Origin of the sequence: Pseudoalteromonas translucida KMM 520, from assembly GCF_001465295.1 — a bacterium.
In the GTDB taxonomy this organism is placed as follows: domain Bacteria; phylum Pseudomonadota; class Gammaproteobacteria; order Enterobacterales; family Alteromonadaceae; genus Pseudoalteromonas; species Pseudoalteromonas translucida.
Genome location: NZ_CP011034.1, coordinates 1,914,551 through 1,934,975 on the forward strand (window position 1 = coordinate 1,914,551; position 20,425 = coordinate 1,934,975).

The following is a 20,425-nucleotide window of genomic DNA, read 5'->3' on the forward strand; positions in this document are numbered from 1 at the left end:
CGCTAATTTATAAGCCATTATTAACTTTAAATTAGCGTTTAAGCTATTTGCCTGGGCTTAGCGCAATACAATTACGCCCTTGGTTTTTTGCATAGTAAAGAGCATCATCGGCAGCTTGAATAAATGTTAAATGATCATCACACTGATGATGATTAACAGTATTAATTCCCATGCTTACTGATAAATACCCTGTAAAGCTATCTTCATGCACAATTGCCAGCATTTCAATTGCTTTTTGAATTTGCTCAGCCACAAATAACGCCCCTTGTTTATCTGTTTGTGGTAGTAATACAACAAACTCTTCGCCCCCATAACGGGCAACAAAATCCTCTGGACGGCTCACTGTATCGGCAAGTTTTTGTGCCACAGCGTGTAGGCAATTATCGCCTGCAATGTGCCCGTAACGGTCGTTAAAGTTTTTGAAGTTATCAATATCAATTATAATGAGTGAAAGCTGACAATTTGCTAATTTAACACGAGAGTATTCATCAACAATTTTTTCATCAAAGCGGCGCCTATTGGCAATTTTGGTTAACGAATCTAAAAACGCCATTTCGCTTAAAATCTCATGTGCTTTAATCCGCTCAGTGGCGTCATTAAAAACAATCAAAAACTCGTTACCAATACTAATACCCGATACCTGCATAACGACTTGTTCACCATTTTTGCAGGTTATTTGGTAGTCGTTTGCAGGAATATCGCCTTTATTACTTTCGGCTTGTACAAGCGACGCGCTCCATAATGCCCGAGCGGTATTTCTTTTATCTATATCTGGGTAGGCTTTTTCCCACCAGACATCTACATTGGGCGTATCATTTATAGTAAAACCAAATACATCAATATACCGCTGATTAACTTTTAATATATCACCCGTTTCAACGCACACATTACAAATAGGCATAGGAAGCACTGTAAATAATTTTGCATAATGGCTCAGCTCGTGATTACGCATAGGGTGATGCGTGTGAGCATTTAAATATTTTTGTTGTGGGTCGTTATGTTCGTTAAGTAATTTGGCATTCATAGTCGCTACAAAGTGCCATTCAACCCACCATGTTTCTAAATGCTCTAATAATGCTTTTTCTATTTTTAGATTAGGGCTCAACGACTGTTCAATTAATTTAAATAACTCAACAATAGGATGTGGTTCTTGAAAAAAAATAGGGGGGGTTATTGTGATCAATTCATCAAACAAATAATAAGCTGTTTCTTTAAGTTCACTCAACGGGTTGTTGAGCAACTCACTTATATCGGTTTTTTTTGAGTAATCTACAATAAAAGATTTTACTCTATTAACGTGAGAGGCATAATTCATACATTCATTCCATTGAGTATATTTATAATAACTTTTAATTACTAAGTAATTACGCTTAAATATAACACTATAAAGCAATACAAAGCTATAACGGCTCCTACTATTACACAGTTAATATTCACACTTATTTACTATTTATATTTATTTGGCTTGCTACAAATAACAAAAACGTTTTGCTGGCGCTATAAAAATAACTACAAAAGCACTGCATTACGGCTAAGCCTCTTTAAGCGCTGCTTAAATACATGCTATAATCGCGGCCTTTCCAAGATGTTATTAATAACAGTAATCTGTATAAGCGAAATTATTCATGAGCGAAAATAGTCACATTAAAGTCATCGTAGGTATGTCCGGCGGTGTTGATTCTTCTGTATCTGCATATTTGTTAAAGCAACAAGGCTATCAGGTAGAAGGCCTGTTTATGAAGAACTGGGAAGAAGACGACAATGATGAATATTGCGCCGCAGCTGATGATTTAAAAGACGCGCAAGCAGTTTGCGATAAACTCGGTATTGAACTGCATACAGTTAACTTTGCTGCTGAGTATTGGGATAACGTATTTGAGTACTTTTTAGCTGAATACAAAGCTGGTCGCACCCCTAATCCAGATATAATGTGCAATAAAGAAATTAAGTTTAAAGCCTTTTTAGAATTTGCTGCCCAAGCATTAGGCGCCGACTTTATTGCCACCGGCCATTATGTGCGCCGCGAACTACGCGATAACAAATACGTTATGTGCCGCGGGTTAGATGATAATAAAGATCAAAGCTACTTTTTATACACGCTTAGCCACGAACATATTGGCCAAACATTATTTCCCGTTGGCGATATTGCTAAGCCAGAAGTGCGCCGCATAGCTGAAGAGCAAGACTTAATTACTCATGATAAAAAAGACAGCACAGGTATATGTTTTATTGGTGAGCGCAAATTTAAAGACTTTTTACAAAAGTTTTTACCTGCCCAACCCGGTGTTATCGAAGACACTGATGGTAACAATGTAGGCGAGCACGAAGGATTAATGTACCACACCCTAGGCCAACGCAAAGGCTTACTAATTGGTGGTATGAAAGAAGGCTCAGGCGAGCCATGGTATGTAGTAGATAAAGACCTTGAGCGAAATGTACTTATTGTTGGCCAAGGTAAAGATCACCCTCGCCTATACAGTAATGGCCTTAATGCTAACCAATTGCACTGGGTTGACCGTATTGGCCCTAAAGGCACTACTCGCTGCACAGTTAAAACCCGTTACCGCCAAGAAGATTTAAGCTGTACGCTACTTGTGGGCGAAGACGGCATGGCACGCGTATTATTCGACGAGCCACAAAAAGCCGTTACTCCAGGTCAATCTGCCGTATTTTACGCAGAAGATGTGTGTTTAGGTGGTGGTATTATTGATTCGGTGATTAAGTAATGAATGAACACCAAGTCATGGCGCTTGCCGCCATGTGCCAAGTTGCTAAACAAGTTCAAAAAGTTGCTCAATACGGCAATAATAATGAACACGATTTAGAAATACTACTTTCGAGTATTATTCAAACCTCACCTGCATCGCCAGAGGATGTATACCAAGGCACAGATAACCTACGCGATGGCTACAAAACATTATTGGCACAGCTAAGTGCTGGCGCGCAAAAAGATGTTGAAATTGTAAAATACGTCGGTGGTTTAATGCAGCTAGAACGTGCCTTGAGTGCAAACGACAAAAGCTTAAACGAATTAGGTAAACGTATTGATGACATTCATCGACGTTTAGATCATTTTGCTATAACCGACGAGAGCGTTGTCGCCGGTTTAGCGGATATATACTCAACGGTGCTAAGCCCCCTTGGGCACCGTATACAGGTTTATGGTAAACCTGAGTTACTAAAGCAGCAGCTCACTCAAAATAAAATCCGCGCATTATTATTAGCCGGCATTAGAAGTGCAGTTTTATGGCGACAAATGGGCGGTAAACGCCGTCACTTTTTCTTTGCAAAAAGAAAAATAATCGCCATTGCTAAAGCAAAAATTTAATTATCGTTCAAACTAAAATTTAGGAGTTATTATGGAGCTTTCAGCGTTAACGGCTATCTCTCCAGTGGATGGTCGCTACGGCAGCAAAACCACTGAACTACGCAGTATTTTCAGCGAATTTGGCCTAATCAAATACCGCGTAACCGTTGAAGTGCGTTGGTTGCAAGCGTTAGCTGCAGCGAGCGATATTAAAGAAGTCCCTGCATTTAGCGAACAAGCTAATGCATTACTAAACGCCATTGTTGATAACTTCAGCGAAGCTGATGCACAGCGCGTTAAAGATATTGAACGCACAACAAATCACGACGTTAAAGCGGTTGAATACCTTCTAAAAGAAAAAGTAGCCGATAACGCAGAGCTTCATGCAATTAACGAATTTATTCATTTTGCATGTACCTCTGAAGACATTAACAACCTATCTCATGGTTTAATGCTAACTGAAGCACGCAATAATGTATTACTACCATATTGCGATCAGTTACTTAGCGCAATTAAAGAAAAAGCGATTGAGTACAAAACAATCCCTATGATGACACGTACGCACGGACAACCTGCTACACCGTCTACTATGGGTAAAGAGTTTGCTAACGTATACATGCGCTTAAAACGTCAACGCGACCAAATTGCACAAGTAGAAATGCTAGGTAAAGTTAACGGTGCTGTAGGTAACTACAACGCTCACCTTAGTGCATACCCAGATTACGATTGGCACACACATGCAGACAAATTTGTATCAAGCCTTGGTTTAACTCTAAACCCGTTTACTACACAAATTGAACCGCATGACTACATTGCTGAGCTTTTTGATGCTATTGCCCGTTTTAACACAATACTGCTCGATTTTGACCGTGACATGTGGGGTTACATTGCCCTTAATCACTTTAAGCAAAAAACCATTGCTGGCGAAATTGGCTCATCAACAATGCCACATAAAGTTAACCCTATTGATTTTGAAAACTCAGAAGGTAACTTAGGTTTAGCAAATGCTATTTTTTCTCACCTTGCACAAAAGCTGCCTGTCTCTCGCTGGCAACGTGACCTTACCGACTCAACGGTATTACGTAATTTAGGTGTAGGTATGGGTTATGCACTTATTGCATACCAATCAACACTTAAAGGTGTAAGTAAGCTTGAAGTAAACGAGCAACGTTTATTAGAAGAGCTTGATCAAAACTGGGAACTGCTAGCAGAGCCAATTCAAACAGTTATGCGTAAGTACGGTATCGAAAAACCATACGAAAAGCTTAAAGACTTAACCCGTGGCAAACGTGTAAACCAAGAAATAATGGCAGACTTCATCGATGGTTTAGACCTTCCTGAGCACGCTAAAGTAGAAATGAAAAAACTAACACCTGCTAATTATATTGGCCGCGCTGTTGAGTTTATTAATGATTTAGTTTAATAACTAAACTAAAATCAATGAAAAAGCGAAAGGTCTCCTTTCGCTTTTTTTGTTTTAATACCACTTGCACTAATTTGTAGGGCCACTGTATGTATCAATTAAAAATAAATGACTTATCAGAGCAAGAGTTTTTAACTCAGTTCTGGCAAAAAAAACCACTCTTAATTAAACAAGGTTTTAGTAATTTTCAGGACCCGCTTGATGCGAATGAACTTGCAGGCCTTGCAATGGAAGACAGCATAGAGTCGCGCATTGTTACTAATCATAATAATGAATGGCAATCGCACCAAGGGCCGTTTGAAGCCTTTGAACAGCTTACAGAGCAACACTCTACTTTATTAGTACAAGCGGTTGATCATTGGCATAACGATGCAGCACAGTTACTAGAGCCGTTTCGATTTATCCCAAACTGGCGTATAGATGACTTAATGATCAGCTACTCTACCCCTAAAGGTGGTGTTGGCCCGCATTTAGATCAATACGATGTATTTATTATTCAAGGTGAAGGCAAACGCCATTGGCGAGTAGGCCTGCCAGATCCTAGCCTTAAACAATTCACCCAAAATAAAACATTATTGCAAGTAGAAGCGTTTACTGCGGTTATTGATTGTATTTTAGAACCCGGCGATATTTTATATATTCCACCAGGTTGCCCACACGAAGGTTATGCAGTAGAAAACGCCCTTAATTATTCGGTGGGTTTTAGAGCGCCAAATCAACAAGATTTACTCTCTAGCTTTGCCGATCATATTATTGATACCGAAAGCGGACAAAAGCGCTACACCGATCACAACCTTACATTAAGGGACTCTAAGGGCGAGCTAAGCGATACTGAGGTTGATAAAGTAAAAGTGTTAATGCAAGCATTACTTAACGACGACACCTTGTTTAAACAATGGCTTGGCACAACGTTAAGCCAACCAAAGCACGATATGGACTTAATGCCTGTTGAGCAACCGTTTAATGCGGCGCAAATTGCCGATGCAATAAACAGTGACGACATAAGCTTTGAACGCCTTGGTGGAACGCGTGCTATATATCAGCAAACAGCTAATGAATTATTAGTAAGTATTAATGGAGAAAACTACTCTGTACCAAATAGTGACTTAAATGCTGTTAAGTTACTTACTGATTTTACAGGCTTTAATGCGCAACAGCTAAAAAACTCGGCACCAAGCCTAGTTTTTATTGAAATATTCACTACACTGATTAATGAGGGTATTTGGTTCAATTAGAGGTGTATTATGGACTACCGGGTAGAACAGGTCGATTGGCACAGCCAAAAAGCGCTACTGCAGCAAATAAGAGAGCGTGTATTTGTTTATGAGTTACATATTCCTAAACATATTGAATTTGACAACCTAGACCCACTTGCCCAACATATTCTTGTCACCAGTATTACCAACGATACACAGTCTCCTGTAGCCACAGGCAGGCTGTGTAGCGATGGCCTTATAGGCCGTATAGCTGTATTACCCGCTCACCGCAATCGCAATGTTTACAAATCTCTACTCAATTTTATTGTTGCACTTGCTGCAGAGCAAAATATTGAAGTACTGAGTACTAACTGCATTTTAGAAGAAGTGGAATTATTTAAACAAAATGGCTTTAGCCAACAAGGCAATGTCTTCATGGAGGCCGGCATTGCAAAGCTACGAATGCAGTGCCCTGTTACCAGCTTTGAAACTCGTCCATTTACGTTAACGCATTAAAAAGCGAGCTACAATAAACAAAGTAGCTCGCTTTTTTAATTTGTTATACAAACATATTAAACTTATTTAGGCTCGTTAGCCCACAGTTGTTCATTTTCGTGCATTTCGTATAAACCATGGGCACGATTAATCAGTAAGTTGGCAAAATCAACCTTGGTTTTATCACTCGCCCCAGTTTGCATTATTTGATCGGCTTTTAGCTGCCATTGCAGTGAAAAATAACGTATTGCATCGCGAGCATCTTTTGCAGCACTCACTTCGGCATGATCAGTTGGTAAACGACCTGTAATTACCCAATAGTTTTTACCGTTTTGCGCCTTAAATTTCCATAGAGCACAAAATGGGGCTAAAAAACGACTGTCTTTTTCAATCAACGTTTTAGGCATAATGCCTTTTTCAGCTAAATGCTTTTGTGCGTTTTGAAAGCATTCACGCTGCCATAATATATTTTGCTGCTCTACTTGAGTTTGTTCTTGCGCTGTTAACGGTTTTTTTTCTTGTTGTGTCATTATTAATAACCTTTTACTTCTTTTTTAACACTTTAAGGGCTTAACAAATAAGGTGCAAGTACAAAAATAGTATTTTTTGGCCTCAAACCCGCTGTTTGCTTGGTTTTTAGCCAAATTTATAAGCTTTACTTAACTAATTTAATATTATGATCGAATGAGCCCACATCCCCCGGAAATACCACTGGCGACTCAATCCCCTCTTTATTGATGGCTGCAACACCAAAATAGTAATTATCAATAACTACATTGTTAAGTGTAGCTTGAGTAACCTTACCTACGGTTTTACTAAACTGCCATTGTGGCTCGCTGGTAAAACGCCAATAAATACGATAACCGGTTATATTATTGTCTTTAGATGCCTGCCACGACAAATGCGTATTAGCCGTTACCGCACCCGCTATTTTCACTTCTTTAGGAGGCGCTGGAGCCCACGCCATAGACGCTAAACTTACAGCATTAAGTGCGGTTAATTTAGCTGCATAGTCAAAATCAACGCCTTTAATCGTATCACCATATTCAATGCCGTTTTCAGTGCGTAAGTCTTGATGCTGACGATCGTAATGCTCGTTTGTTTCCATAATACGCACTGCAGCAAAGCCCGCGTCATTAAAGGGTCTATGGTGCCCGCCTCTGCCAAATCGGTCTAACCGGTAAACTAGCATAGTGTCTAAATTAGCAATATATCTGTCGGCAATGGTATCTATGTAACGCGCCAAGTTACGACTAGCTGAGTCAACCTCGCCCCCGGTAAAGCGACGCGTTCGTGCTTGCTCTTTAGTTTCTATTACGCGTGTACCTTCAGAAAATATCCGCGCTGTGGTGTTATCGGTTACGCCATTAACACCGGTAATATTGCCTATCATGTCGTTGTTTAGTACTGCGTGTATTTGCCAATCGTGTTTTTGCGCATAAGCAGTTAAAATTTTACCACCAAATAAACCCTGCTCCTCGCCCGACAGCGCCGCGTATACCACAGAGCCATTAAACTTATGCTTACTCAATACGCGCGCCGCCTCTATTACGCCCGCTACACCCGAGGCGTTATCGTTAGCACCTGGCGAATCACTAGTAAAGTCCATCACATCGCTTACGCGTGAGTCTATATCGCCCGACATTATTACCATACGGTTAGGCTCGCTTATACCGCGCTGAATAGCGACAATATTAACCACTTCGGTTGCATTAGGAATTCGTTTTTCTCCCGATATAGTGTCTTTTACTTCAATAATTTCGAGGCAGCCGCCGCATTGTGCTGATATTTTTTCGAACTCTTGTTTTATCCAGCGCCTTGCTGCGCCAATACCACGGGTATCCGATTTAGTGTCTGATAATGTATGGCGCGTACCAAAATCCACCAGCGTTTGAATATCGCCACCTATACGCTGCGCTGAAATATCACCGGCTATTACATGCAATTTTTGTTGGTCAGTGTATTTAATCTCGCCCGCTGCCAATGCTTGCGAAGTTAAACCCACAAAACAAGCAGTTGCAAGAGTACTCACGCTAAGTAATTTTGTTGTTATTTTAAAAGGTGTTTTAAGCATCTAATGGCTCCTTATTTTTATTATAATCACCATTACGTAAGTAAGCTTATTGCGCAATACTTTTGCGGTAGGCACCACAAAAAAGTAAGTTAAAGCACAGATTAAAGGTTTAATTAAGCCAGATAATTAGCAACCACAATATTTAGTAATATAGTTATTTATGCCACACTAGCTTCTTTATATATTAAAAACTTTATGCGCCAATTAAAAAACGATACCAAGCTTAGTAATCAAATCTATCATACCGACAGTAAGTTTGGTCCGGTACGCGTTTATCAAAATGAAGATTATAGATGGCTCACTTTTAATAACGATCCGCAGCTAGACGTTACCTTTCAAGGAGTAATGAGCAAAGCCCGGCCTGAACTATTATATGTACCAATATATCAAAGCATGTTGTTATTCTTATTAGCCCCAGTTAGTGAGCTACGTATTTTAAATTTAGGCTTAGGCACTGCAGCAATAGAGCGCGCACTTAAACACATTGAATCTAGCCGCCGTAATTTAATTGATACGTTTGAAAGTGTAGAAATAAACCCCGATGTTATAAGTATCGCTAAACAATTTTTTAAATTACCCAGTGATCATACTGTGCACCTGCAATGTGCTAAGCAATTTATTAGTCAATGTACTCATCAATACGACCTAATTTACATAGATATATTTAGTGGCGAGCACCACCAAACGTTTATTCAAAGCGAGTCGTTTTGGCACGCCATTAATCGCTGCATTGATAAAAGCGGCCAGGTAATCATTAACTTAAATCCTAAAACAGGGCAAGAATTACAAACTACTTTAGTGCTGTTGCGCCATTACTTTAACTGTATTGCACTTATAGAGTTTAACGAGTACAAAAACATTGTACTTATACTAAGTAACCTTTCGTTAAAGCATATAACGGTAGAGGCAATACAAGCCTCAACAGTAATGCAAAGCATAGCGCCAAACTTACATAGCAATATAAATACTATTTACCATATAGAAGCAGTATAAAAATTAATGAGTCTGCTCATATAACGGCTGCTAATAACAATCTTGGTATTGTTTTAATGCTTACTAATATTAATTATACCTTAGAGTATGAGCAATTAAGCCTCTACTAAGCTGCATTTAAAAACACATAAATGCTATGATAGCTGCAATTACTTGCCATTTAAGCTATTAAAATGTATCGACTATTTGAGCGCATCACTAAGCCGTTCCCACAAGATAAGCCAACGCAGCCACCTAATACGCTGCTTGCGTTTTGCCTTCATTACACCAAAGGCATGGGGCTGTCGCTAGCACTACTCTCGTTAAGTGCCGCCTTGCTCGCTATTTTAGAAGTATCGCTATTTAGCTACATGGGGCAACTAGTTGATTGGTTGGCAATTTATACACCACAAACACTCTTTGTAGAGCAGCAGTCCGAGCTGACAAAAATGGCCCTTATGCTCCTTGTAGTGCTGCCTGTAGTCGTGTTTTTTCATTCTGCAATTTTACACCAGGCATTACTGGGTAATTACCCCATGTCGATTCGCTGGTTAGCGCATAGGTATTTATTGCGCCAAAGTGTTAGTTTTTATCAAAATGAATTTGCCGGACGCATCGCCACTAAGGTATTACAAACCTCTCTGGCTGTGCGCGAAGCAGTAACAAAACTGCTCGATGTATTAATGTACATAATCGTTTATTTTGGCTCTATGTTATTTTTAGTAGCCGAGGCCGATTGGCGCTTAATGTTGCCCTTACTTGTTTGGCTTGTTTTGTATATTTGTATTCAACTTTACTTTGTACCGCGTCTTAAAAAAGTGGCTACCTCACAAGCCGATGCCCGCTCAGAAATGACCGGCCGCATTGTCGACAGCTACACTAACATTGCTACCATTAAACTATTTTCGTACACCCAACGCGAAGAAGAATACGCAAAACAAAGCATGGATGTTTTTTTGCAGCCGGTGTACAAGCAAATGCGCTTAGTCACCAGCCTTAACTTTGTTATTCAAACTTTAAATTACTTATTAGTATTTTCGGTCACTGCGGTATCACTTTACTTGTGGTCGCTAAGTGCTATTAGCGCTGGAGCAATTGCCGTTGCGGTTAGTTTAGCCCTTAGGTTAAACGGCATGGCGCAGTGGATCATGTGGGAAATAAGCAGCTTATTTGAAAATATTGGCACCGTAGCCGATGGCATGCAAACCCTCTCTAATCCAATTGCAGTAGCCGATAAACCCAATGCCAGCACGCTTAACGTTAGCCAAGGTGCAATTGAATTTAACAATGTGCACTTTAACTACGGCAAGGCAGCGAGTGAAACTTTACGTGGCCCGGTTATTAACGGTTTAAACTTAAATATTAAAGCTGGCGAAAAAATTGGCTTAGTGGGTCGCTCTGGCGCGGGTAAATCAACGCTAGTTAATTTACTACTACGCTTTTACGACACCGACTCTGGCAGTATAAAAATTGACGGCCAAAACATTACCGATGTGAGCCAAGAAAGCTTACGCCGTTACATTGCCATGGTAACTCAAGACACCTCCCTGCTGCACCGCTCAGTAAAAGACAACATTTTATACGGCAGACCAGATGCCACAGAAGCCGAAATGATCGATGCCACCAAGCAAGCTAAAGCCCTAGAGTTTGTAACCGACTTAGTTGACAGCAAAGGTAATAAAGGCTTTGACGCGCAAGTAGGCGAGCGTGGCGTTACCTTATCGGGTGGGCAGCGCCAACGTATTGCTATTGCGCGCGTACTGCTTAAAAACGCCCCTATTCTCATACTCGACGAAGCCACCAGCGCGCTTGACTCAGAAGTAGAAGCCGCTATTCAAGCAAGTCTTGATGACTTAATGACAGATAAAACAGTGATTGCTATTGCTCACAGGCTGTCAACCATAGCGCAAATGGACAGGCTTATCGTACTTGATAACGGCGGTGTTGTTGAGCAAGGCACACATGATGAGTTAATTGCTAAAAATGGGATTTACGCGGCACTTTGGGCACATCAAACAGGTGGGTTTATTGGCGTTGAATAGTTGTTTTAAATATTAACAACAAGCTTAAAATATTAAACCATAACGAAAAATGCGTTATGGTTTAATATTGTTTTATTACGTGCTAGCTCGCTTTACTTTTTTCTATAGTGTGAGTAGCCGATAATTCTAAAAAGTATTCTAATGAATCATCAAGCACATCTAACCACGGCACAGGAAGCTCAGGTGCCAAGGTGTTTGTTAAAGTAGAGCGATATGCTTTTTCTCTAAAACACATAATGTCTTGTTGTTTATCTTTTTGCCATTCTTTGAGAATATCTGCCTGTTTTTCAACTGCAAATTCAGGGTAATCTGTGGCATTAGTTAAATCACGAATATAAGCTGCTTGATAATCAATAGAGCCTTCAACATTCGTTACTTCATCGTACTTAGCTAACCAATTTTTTTCATCTTCTTGTCGTGCTGCTAATGCTGGTAGTTTTATTCTGTCTAAAATTTCGTCGCGTACATACCATGCTTGCGCATCAAACATATTAAAAGTGAAGTACTGATCTTGCATGCCTAAATAAACTAACTTAGGGTTTGGCTGCCAAAAAACACCCTTATATAAGTTTGCCGGATACAAACAGTTATGTGTTTGTAAACGTAGTTCATCAGGTAAAAATGGAAAATGAAATAAATACCCAGTACACATAATCACTGCATCAAAGCGCTTACTGGTGCCATCTATAAAGTGCGCAACATCCCCTTCAAAGTGGGTCACAAGTGGCATTTCTGCAATGCCGTCTGGCCAATTATAGCCAAGTGCTTTAGTACGGTAGCTTATAGTTACCGATTTAGCGCCATACTTATAACACTGCGTACCTATATCTTCGGCAGAGTAGCTACTGCCTATAAGTAAAACCTCTGAATCTTTAAATTCTAGTGCATCTCTAAAGTCATGAGCATGTAATACTCGACCAGAATACTCTTCTAGCCCTTCAAAATAAGGCATGTTTGGTGTAGAGAAATGACCTGTAGCAACAATAACATAATCAAACTCATTCACTTCCTGCTCGCCGGTTTTATGGTTCATAACCGTTACGGTAAACATTTGTGTTTCGTCGTCAAATGTAACCCAACGAACCGGGCACTCAAAGCGAATGTATTTACGAATATCTTGCTTATTAATACGCCCCATTATGTAGTCTTTAAGCACTTCACGAGGGGGATACGAAGGAATAGGTCTACCAAAATGTTCTTCAAAAGAATAATCAGCAAATTCTAAGCATTCTTTTGGTCCGTTAGACCAAAGATAACGATACATACTGCCATGTACCGGCTCACCATTTCTGTCTAGCCCAGTGCGCCATGTATAGTTCCACATGCCACCAATATCATTTTGTTTTTCGTAACAAACAACTTCCGGTAAATTTTCAATACCGGCTAAACGAGCTGCTTCAAATGCACGTAATTGTGCCAAACCGCTTGGACCTGCGCCCAAAATAGCAATTTTTTTCATTATAAAAGTCGACTCCTAATAGCTAATACGAGCCTTACTATAACATTTTTTCATGCAAATTATTTGCCACAATAAAAATAAACTCTTTTTTATAACATTTACCTTTAAAAAAACATAAAATAAATCAATATTTTATTAACTAGCCGCCTATTGTCACCGCAACTTATTTGGCTTAAAAAATATAATCAGTAAGCACTCAGCCGTTAATTTATAACGGCTTAAATTTAAGTAATAAAAAAGCGAAGAGGCTGTTTATGCTCCTTCGCTTTTGCCGCCATTTAATACTTAAATTAAAGCTTTATAAAATTGTTACTGTTATAAAAAATAGCTTATAGCGTTTGCTGGCACCTTTAAAATAATGATGCGTTAAGCCATAAGTGCAACATTATGCTGGCCCCGTAACCTAACGCAATCACAGGCGTCCACTTTAGGTGACCAAAAAAAGTATAGTAGCCGCGCGCTTGCCCCATTAATGCGACTCCCGCAGCCGAGCCAATCGAGAGTAAACTACCGCCTACCCCCGCAGTTAATGTGATCAGCAACCATTGCCCATGCGACATTTCAGGATCCATAGATAACACCGCAAACATAACCGGTATATTATCGATCACTGCAGAAATCACCCCAAGAAAAATATTGGCCGTTGTAGTAGACCAATTGCCATATAGCATCTCAGACATAAAGTTTAAGTAACCTAAAAACCCTAAGCCACCCACGCACATAACAATACCGTAAAAAAATAATAACGTGTCCCACTCTGCCCGTTGCACTCTACTAAACACGTCAAATGGCACTACACTGCCTAATTTAGCTAATCGTTCTTGATCGCCTAACTGCTCTGCATGTGCTCTTTTGCGAGCCAGCGATCCTGGTAAAGTCATTCTTAAAAAATACCCAAAAAACTGTAAATAGCCTAGCCCCATCATCATACCTAATACTGGCGGCAAGTTTAAAAAGCTATGGCAAGCAACTGCAGTGGCTATGGTAAGTAAAAACAACACTAATATTCGCACGGCGCCGCGCTTTAGCTCAACCGCTTCGTATTGTGCGGTTGGGTGCTTATCGGCAACATAAAAGCTCATAATGGCTGCAGGCACTAGGTAATTAACTAAAGCAGGTAAAAACAACACTAAAAACTCGTTAAAATGCACCAATCCAGCTTGCCACACCATTAGCGTGGTTATATCGCCAAAGGGGCTAAATGCGCCGCCCGCATTAGCCGCTATAACAATATTAATACAGCTAATGTTTATAAATGGCTTATCACCTTCGGCAACTTTCATTACTACTGCACACATTAATAACGCGGTGGTAAGGTTGTCGGCAATCGGGGAGATAAAAAATGCTAAAAAACCGGTTATCCAAAATAAATTTTTATAGTTAAAGCCTTTGCGGATCATCCAAGCGCGTAATGCATCAAATACTCCTCTTTCTTCTAGCGCATTTATGTAGGTCATAGCGACTAGTAAAAAGAGCATAAGCTCGGCAAACTCAAGTAAATTATGCCTAAATGCAGTTTCGGTAAGTTCAGTAATATCATGGCTAACGTAATAGGCACCTATTAATATCCAAATTAATCCTGCTGCAACCAATACTGGTTTCGACTTTCTTAAATGTAGCTTTTCCTCGAGCATAACCACGGTATAAGCAATAAAAAATATACCAATACACAACCAACCAATATTCGATGATGTTAAATCTAACTGCCCTTGCGCAGCCCAAACTGGCGAGCAAAAAAACAACATAGCAATACATACTATGTTGAACCCCCGTAGCAAACTCTTCATTTTATATTTCCTGTTTTAATTACATAAATCAGCTGGCTTTAATTACAATAAAGCAATTGTTCTGCTTTATTGATACGCATTTTGGTGAGTATTTATTGGTTATTATTTTTTCACCACAATAAAATAGCACAGCATTACCAAGTGGCTATTGTACTGAGGTCTATATATGCATAGATGGTTGCTATATTGTAAATACAGTGTATGAATAGTGATTATGGCAAGCTTTGATTTTTATAGTTTAACTACACAAAATTCAACTGGTTATATTATTTTTATTTAGTGCTGCGGAAGTAGTTTACAAAAAAGCGAAGTTGCTATGTAAGCAACTTCGCTCTTGGTTAATTGTTAATTATTAATTGTTGTTTTGTACATTCTATTATTTATATTAGGCAATTAACCTTAAACCTATCATTACTAGCATCACAATATTGGCAAGTACGCCAATTAAAAAGAAGTAGCTACGCGGGCTAGGGTTTTTATTGGTAGCAATTGCGTAGTACAGCACCATATGAATTAATCGCGCAATAACGTATATCCATACACATAGTGCAAATATTGGGCTTTGATAATTTATTACAAAAGCAAACAACACTGTTCCTATAAATAGCGCACTATTTTCAAGGGTATTATGAAAAGTACGGTGTGCTCTAAATATAAAACTATCATGCGATAAGTCGTCACTTATTTTACCCGGCACTGCATTAGGCTGTTTTGCTTTACTAAAAGTTGCTACCGCCCACTGTGCAAGCAACATAATTAAATACAGGTAAAACGCCAAATACGCCGAAAGTGCAATATTAGTCATAGTTTATTTCCTTGTTTTTATTAAATATGTTTATTAAGTATTGTTTATTATCAACTTTTAGATCTGTAACATTAATAACAGGCAAGTTTTAGGCTCAGTTTAATTGCTTGATATTTATATAAATAATTAAAGCTATTGTTTGAACTCAGTAATTTATTCCAACGCTTTTACATAAAAGTACTTAATACTTAAATTAAAAAACGTAAAAGTAATATTACTCATTAAAATTATAGCCTACGACCTCAAAGTTAAAGTAACTATAACCACCCCATGGTCGGTACTTAAATCGTCTCGCTCAAATACCGGGTTAATTAAATGCCGATCGTAAGTGTTATAGCCACTTACTTCATAAAAGCTATCATGGTAGCTGGCATCAAATTCACTAGACAATAAAATGTAGTCAAGCACTGAACTGCTCGCGCCATAGTAATGGGTTGGTGTGCGTGGCGTTACTGGCTTAGCAGCATTTATATCACCTTGCTCAATTGCAACACTCGCTATATCGCCATCAACACGTAATTCGTCTGTTCGTGTTTGTGGCTCAGCACTTGCCAATTGCGACTTTGCAAATAAGTCCCACGCATCATTTAAACAATATTTAGCAAGGTAAGTTTTAGCGTCAAAAGCAGGGGCAAAACGCAGTGTATTAGTAAGCATATGGCTTAACACACCATCGGCTATGCTATTATTAAAGTCGCCCATTAAGATCATAGGCTGCTGCGTCGCTTCGCGGCGCGCAATCATGTGTATCATTAATAATGTGGCTTCACTGCCACGCTGAATAGTTGATCCCCAACCACCCGCTACATTCGCTTTTAAAATCTCAATTATGTTCTTTTCGGGCGTAAGTGCTTTACTGTGCTCATCAACCTCGATCATTGGGCGTTTTGATTTAAAATGCACCACATAACAATCGGTATTACCTATGTGCGGCAAAGTTACTGTGGCTCTTAATACCTTACGGCTAAATGTAAAGTCAGCACTAAGCCCAAGGGTAGCAGCAAGTTCATTATCGTGCTGCACCGCAGCCACTTCAACAATAGGGTATTTAGCTGCAATTGCCACTACGGGGCGCTTATAAATAAAGTCGTCAATCACCTCTGGCGTATCTACCACTGCAAAGTGCTCATAGCCTTGCCCGCGTACTAATTCTTGTAACGCCTCTATGCTAAACACTTCCTGAAAACCAATCACATCAGGCGCGTGCTCTATTAAGTAATCAATAATCCACTGCTGCTTTTTAGCCCACTGCTGCGCGGTATAAATTTTCTCAAACTCATAGTATGCATTAGGCGGCTCAAGGTAATTAAACAAGTTAAATGTGGCTATTTTTAGTTGAGTGTTTTTTATCAAAAGAGGTTCCACTGCTGTACATTTTAAAATAACAGGCATCGCTGAGTTATCAGCCCTAATGTAAGAGCATGTGTTTGAGCTTACCTTTGCTTACTTACATAAATACGTAAAGTATGTAATAACAGTATACCCTATTGTTTATCGTTTTTAAGGCTTTAGGGTCGTGTTTAAAACCTGTGTTATTTCATAAAACTAATAAAAACAGGAATGATACATGGCAAATCAGTTCAATTTCATACATCAAAAAATAGCATTGCAAATTTAGCTGCTTACGTATCCGCAGCTTCCTTTTTACCCTTGAGTATCACTGCGCTAAAATCGACCTAGTATTTAGAAGCGATTATCTGGGGCATTTAATAGTAATCAGCTGGTTAAACATATAAAATTCGCGGCTCTTAAATATGAGTATAAAGCGAAAAGTGTCATGACCAGAAAGATTGAATTATTAGCCCCAGGCGGTGATGTAAACGCGGTAAAAGCCGCCATCGTAGCCGGCGCTAATGCGGTTTATTGTGGTTTAGATACCTTTAATGCCCGTAACCGAGCGTCTAATCTTTCGTTTGACGAGCTTAACGGCGCACTGCGCTTAGCCCATGAATACGGCTGTGAGATTTTTTTAACCCTTAACGTGGTTATTTTAGAGCACGAAATGGCAGCGTTGTTTAAGCTGTTAAACCAATTAGTAAATACCACGCTTGATGGTATTATTGTGCAAGATTTAGGGCTGTTTAATATTGTTAAAAAGCACTTTCCTACATTGCACATTCACGCGTCTACCCAGCTAACTACCCATAACGAATCGCAAGTAGAATTTTTAGCGCGCATTGGCGCTACACGCGTAAATTTATCGCGTGAGCTTAACTTAACCGAAATTAAAATACTCACCGACGTAGCGCACAAATGCGATGTATTAACCGAAGTGTTTGTACACGGTGCATTATGTATTGCGTTTTCGGGGCAATGTTACTCAAGTTCAGTAAGTGTCGGTAACTCGGGCAACCGAGGCCGCTGCTCGCAAGCGTGCCGTGACGAATACGAGCCAACCGCTATGGGTAACAAACACCCATTAAACTTAAAAGACAACTCGGCCTATTTTGATTTACCAGAGCTGGTAGCCGCAGGTGTTGATTCGTTAAAAGTAGAAGGCCGTATAAAAGGTGCTAACTACGTACATACGGTTATTGATAGCTGGCGCAAACAAATAGATACCTTTGTACAAACTGGTAACTTAATTGAAGACGACTCAAGCCTTTACAAAGTGTTTAATCGTAATTTCACTAATAAATTTTTACAAGGTGACATGACCAAAAACATGTTTACCGACAATCCGCGCGACCATAGTTTTGATCACGCAAACGAAAAAAGTAACGCCATTTCGGTTGTGCAAATTTACGATGCACAGCAAGAACTCGCCGCTGAAAAAAATGACATTGATACGCTGGTTAAAAAGAAGATTGAATTTCTAGATATTTCAAAGCGTGAGCTATGCTTTGAATTTGCAGGGCAATTAAACCAGCCATTTACTGTAAGTATAATTATTAAAGATAAAAACGATATTACGCTATCGAATAAAAACGCAGAGCACACTCAGCAAATACAACGCTTTGAAGTGCAATCGCAAATGGTTATGCAAACCGCCGATAAATCAGTTGTTGATATTGCCGCTATAGATAAACGCTTTAAAAGCTTTAGTAATGCCAATTTTGAAATTAAAAATATGGATTATTCAAACCTAGGCGACAACTTAAGCATTGCGTTTAAAGAGCTAGCGCGCATTAAAAAGCAAGTAGCGTTTTTATTAAACGAAGGCAAAGACGTACTCGCCCCTGTTGAATTGCCTAAACTGGTGAACCATCAAAAAGTTGATAAAAACAAAACAACACTCTCTATTTTAATATCGGACATAAAAGACGTTCACCTATGTGATTTAACAAACGGCGATGTTTACTTTAAATTACCAGAGAGCTTTAGAACCGATAACGATAAATACATTAATGTATTTTTAGCGCACCCGCAGTTAATTCCGTGGTTTCCGGCGGTATTAATTGGTAAAGACTTTGAAGAAGCAGTACGTTTACTCGAAGTTGTAAAACCTAAGCTTATTATTAGTAACAACACAGGCGTTGCATTTAAAGCGGTACAAATGGGCATTGACTGGATTGCAGGGCCATTATTAAATACCACTAACTCTTACGCGTTATTAACGCTACAAGAGGATTTAAACGCTAAAGGCGCGTTTATTTCAAACGAAATAAACAAACCACAAATGCGTAATATAAAACGCCCTAACAACTTTAAAATGATGTACAGCATTTATCACCCAATACTAATGATGACCAGCCGCCAATGTTTTTTCCAACAAACTGTAGGCTGTAAAAAACCACGTATTGACGCAAGTTGTATGTTGAGCTGTAAAAAAGAAACAACCGTTACTAATGTTAAAGGCATTAGCTTTGCCATCGATAAGCAAAAAGGCGGCTACCCAAGCATTTATAACCATGAGCAATTTTTAAACATGGATATTGTAAGTGACTTTGCCGACAAGTTTGACGAGTTTATGATTGATTTAACCGACATTGGCTCAGGCGATAAAGAAAAACTAGATAAAGCCGTGTTACTTGCGCATTTTCAAGATTTAATTAGCGGGCAAACACACGCTGCAGATCAGTTAAATAATATGGTAAAAGTAAAAACACGCCAACAATATCTTGAAGGCCTAAACAGTTAAGGTAAGTAATAACATGACACTGCCATTATTATATTCATTACAACACTGCCCATACGCAATGCGCGCAAGAATGGGTATTTTAATGGCAGAGCAACAGGTGGTGCTGCGCGCTATAAAAACTAAAAACAAACCACCGCATCTTTTACAAATATCGCCAAAAGGCACAGTACCTGTTTTATTACTGCCTAATAACCACGTAATAGATGAAAGCCTAGACATTATGCTGTGGGCTTTAAAACAAAACGATCCGCATAACTTACTGCACGCACACGATCCGTTAGCACTTGCGCGCATGCTTAAATTAATTAACCTAAACGACACGCAATTTAAACCTGTGCTCGAAAAATATAAATTTTATGCTCGCACAAAAGACATGGCACAAATTTATTACCAACAAGCCTGCGAAGAATTTATTAAACAATTTGAAGCAAAGCTAACCGCACATAAATACCTAATAGGCGATGAAAAAAGCCTAGCCGATTATGCCCTGCTGCCATTTATTAGACAGTTTGCCCGCGTAGATAAACACTGGTACTTACAAAGCGAATACTCACATGTACGCGCGTGGTTAAACGAATTGTTGCACGCCCCCATGTTTACCAAAGTCATGACAAAATATGATTTATGGATGGATTGTAATGAAGAGTTTTTATACGGGGTTAAAAAAATCTAACTTTAGCTTATGCTTATAGGCAATGACGTTGCAGTAACAACCTTTAAAACTCAGCATTGAATAATTCTCAACTTACTATTTTAGCCCTTTATTTACGCTATACTGCCCTTT

16 protein-coding genes are annotated in these 20,425 nt (G+C 39.3%); 9 read left to right on the forward strand and 7 right to left on the reverse strand.

Annotation, left to right across the window (positions count from 1 at the left end):
- Positions 1 to 43 precede the first annotated feature (43 nt).
- Positions 44 to 1,315 (reverse strand): sensor domain-containing diguanylate cyclase, encoded by a 1,272-nt coding sequence (locus PTRA_RS08955; protein WP_058373515.1) that lies wholly within the window; start codon positions 1,313 to 1,315, stop codon positions 44 to 46.
- Positions 1,316 to 1,625: 310 nt separating this feature from the next.
- Between PTRA_RS08955 and mnmA the strand changes: the two genes are divergently transcribed.
- From mnmA to PTRA_RS08980, 5 genes are all read left to right on the forward strand, one after another.
- On the forward strand, positions 1,626 to 2,726 hold the full coding sequence (mnmA, locus tag PTRA_RS08960; RefSeq protein ID WP_058373516.1) for a tRNA 2-thiouridine(34) synthase MnmA: 1,101 nt from the start codon (positions 1,626 to 1,628) through the stop codon (positions 2,724 to 2,726).
- A complete protein-coding gene (gene hflD, locus PTRA_RS08965; protein ID WP_058373517.1) occupies positions 2,726 to 3,328 on the forward strand; it encodes a high frequency lysogenization protein HflD in 603 nt (200 codons plus the stop codon). Before mnmA ends, hflD begins: the two co-directional genes overlap by 1 nt.
- A gap of 31 nt (positions 3,329 to 3,359) precedes the next feature.
- Positions 3,360 to 4,730, forward strand: coding sequence for an adenylosuccinate lyase (gene purB, locus PTRA_RS08970; protein ID WP_058373518.1), 1,371 nt, complete (start codon positions 3,360 to 3,362; stop codon positions 4,728 to 4,730).
- Between the two features lie 89 nt (positions 4,731 to 4,819).
- Positions 4,820 to 5,965, forward strand: a complete 1,146-nt coding sequence (locus PTRA_RS08975) for a ribosomal protein uL16 3-hydroxylase (RefSeq protein ID WP_058373519.1) — start codon at positions 4,820 to 4,822, stop codon at positions 5,963 to 5,965.
- A 9-nt stretch (positions 5,966 to 5,974) separates the two neighbouring features.
- Positions 5,975 to 6,442 (forward strand): GNAT family N-acetyltransferase, encoded by a 468-nt coding sequence (locus PTRA_RS08980; RefSeq protein ID WP_058373520.1) that lies wholly within the window; start codon positions 5,975 to 5,977, stop codon positions 6,440 to 6,442.
- 62 nt (positions 6,443 to 6,504) lie between these two features.
- Here PTRA_RS08980 and PTRA_RS08985 read toward each other — a convergent pair whose 3' ends face one another.
- Positions 6,505 to 6,951 carry a DUF4826 family protein gene (locus PTRA_RS08985; RefSeq protein WP_058373521.1) on the reverse strand — a complete coding sequence of 149 codons (447 nt, stop codon included), beginning with the start codon at positions 6,949 to 6,951 and terminating at the stop codon, positions 6,505 to 6,507.
- A gap of 125 nt (positions 6,952 to 7,076) precedes the next feature.
- Positions 7,077 to 8,495 carry a M28 family metallopeptidase gene (locus PTRA_RS08990; protein ID WP_058373522.1) on the reverse strand — a complete coding sequence of 473 codons (1,419 nt, stop codon included), beginning with the start codon at positions 8,493 to 8,495 and terminating at the stop codon, positions 7,077 to 7,079.
- A gap of 195 nt (positions 8,496 to 8,690) precedes the next feature.
- Between PTRA_RS08990 and PTRA_RS08995 the strand changes: the two genes are divergently transcribed.
- Both PTRA_RS08995 and PTRA_RS09000 read left to right on the forward strand, forming a co-directional pair.
- A complete protein-coding gene (locus PTRA_RS08995) occupies positions 8,691 to 9,488 on the forward strand; it encodes a spermidine synthase (protein ID WP_058373523.1) in 798 nt (265 codons plus the stop codon).
- A gap of 173 nt (positions 9,489 to 9,661) precedes the next feature.
- A complete protein-coding gene (locus PTRA_RS09000; protein ID WP_058373524.1) occupies positions 9,662 to 11,509 on the forward strand; it encodes an ABC transporter ATP-binding protein in 1,848 nt (615 codons plus the stop codon).
- An 82-nt stretch (positions 11,510 to 11,591) separates the two neighbouring features.
- Here the strand turns inward: PTRA_RS09000 and PTRA_RS09005 are convergent, their stop codons facing one another.
- The 4 genes from PTRA_RS09005 to PTRA_RS09020 all read right to left on the reverse strand — a co-directional run bounded on the left by PTRA_RS09005 (position 11,592) and on the right by PTRA_RS09020 (position 16,874).
- Positions 11,592 to 12,968 (reverse strand): NAD(P)-binding domain-containing protein, encoded by a 1,377-nt coding sequence (locus PTRA_RS09005; RefSeq protein WP_058373525.1) that lies wholly within the window; start codon positions 12,966 to 12,968, stop codon positions 11,592 to 11,594.
- A gap of 350 nt (positions 12,969 to 13,318) precedes the next feature.
- A complete protein-coding gene (gene nhaD, locus PTRA_RS09010) occupies positions 13,319 to 14,755 on the reverse strand; it encodes a sodium:proton antiporter NhaD (RefSeq protein WP_058373526.1) in 1,437 nt (478 codons plus the stop codon).
- Between the two features lie 385 nt (positions 14,756 to 15,140).
- Positions 15,141 to 15,560, reverse strand: coding sequence for an MAPEG family protein (locus PTRA_RS09015; protein WP_058373527.1), 420 nt, complete (start codon positions 15,558 to 15,560; stop codon positions 15,141 to 15,143).
- Positions 15,561 to 15,794: 234 nt separating this feature from the next.
- A complete protein-coding gene (locus PTRA_RS09020) occupies positions 15,795 to 16,874 on the reverse strand; it encodes an endonuclease/exonuclease/phosphatase family protein (RefSeq protein ID WP_058374575.1) in 1,080 nt (359 codons plus the stop codon).
- A 463-nt stretch (positions 16,875 to 17,337) separates the two neighbouring features.
- On the opposite strand from PTRA_RS09020, the gene PTRA_RS09025 reads away from it, so the two are divergent.
- Positions 17,338 to 19,641 (forward strand): peptidase U32 family protein, encoded by a 2,304-nt coding sequence (locus PTRA_RS09025; RefSeq protein ID WP_058373528.1) that lies wholly within the window; start codon positions 17,338 to 17,340, stop codon positions 19,639 to 19,641.
- A gap of 13 nt (positions 19,642 to 19,654) precedes the next feature.
- The gene (locus PTRA_RS09030; RefSeq protein ID WP_058373529.1) at positions 19,655 to 20,314 is read left to right on the forward strand and encodes a glutathione S-transferase; all 660 of its coding nucleotides are present in this window, start codon (positions 19,655 to 19,657) and stop codon (positions 20,312 to 20,314) included.
- The last annotated feature ends 111 nt before the right edge of the window (positions 20,315 to 20,425 follow it).

Excerpts from the sequence above, each read along its gene's own strand:
- mnmA (WP_058373516.1), top strand. The coding sequence starts at position 1,626 with ATGAGCGAAAATAGTCACATTAAAGTCATCGTAGGTATGTCCGGCGGT.
- PTRA_RS08985 (WP_058373521.1), bottom strand. The coding sequence starts at position 6,951 with ATGACACAACAAGAAAAAAAACCGTTAACAGCGCAAGAACAAACTCAA.
- PTRA_RS08975 (WP_058373519.1), top strand. The coding sequence starts at position 4,820 with ATGTATCAATTAAAAATAAATGACTTATCAGAGCAAGAGTTTTTAACT.
- purB (WP_058373518.1), top strand. The coding sequence starts at position 3,360 with ATGGAGCTTTCAGCGTTAACGGCTATCTCTCCAGTGGATGGTCGCTAC.
- PTRA_RS08995 (WP_058373523.1), top strand. The coding sequence starts at position 8,691 with ATGCGCCAATTAAAAAACGATACCAAGCTTAGTAATCAAATCTATCAT.
- PTRA_RS09025 (WP_058373528.1), top strand. The coding sequence starts at position 17,338 with ATGACCAGAAAGATTGAATTATTAGCCCCAGGCGGTGATGTAAACGCG.
- PTRA_RS08980 (WP_058373520.1), top strand. The coding sequence starts at position 5,975 with ATGGACTACCGGGTAGAACAGGTCGATTGGCACAGCCAAAAAGCGCTA.
- PTRA_RS09005 (WP_058373525.1), bottom strand. The coding sequence starts at position 12,968 with ATGAAAAAAATTGCTATTTTGGGCGCAGGTCCAAGCGGTTTGGCACAA.
- PTRA_RS09000 (WP_058373524.1), top strand. The coding sequence starts at position 9,662 with ATGTATCGACTATTTGAGCGCATCACTAAGCCGTTCCCACAAGATAAG.
- PTRA_RS09030 (WP_058373529.1), top strand. The coding sequence starts at position 19,655 with ATGACACTGCCATTATTATATTCATTACAACACTGCCCATACGCAATG.
- nhaD (WP_058373526.1), bottom strand. The coding sequence starts at position 14,755 with ATGAAGAGTTTGCTACGGGGGTTCAACATAGTATGTATTGCTATGTTG.
- hflD (WP_058373517.1), top strand. The coding sequence starts at position 2,726 with ATGAATGAACACCAAGTCATGGCGCTTGCCGCCATGTGCCAAGTTGCT.
- PTRA_RS08955 (WP_058373515.1), bottom strand. The coding sequence starts at position 1,315 with ATGAATTATGCCTCTCACGTTAATAGAGTAAAATCTTTTATTGTAGAT.
- PTRA_RS08990 (WP_058373522.1), bottom strand. The coding sequence starts at position 8,495 with ATGCTTAAAACACCTTTTAAAATAACAACAAAATTACTTAGCGTGAGT.
- PTRA_RS09015 (WP_058373527.1), bottom strand. The coding sequence starts at position 15,560 with ATGACTAATATTGCACTTTCGGCGTATTTGGCGTTTTACCTGTATTTA.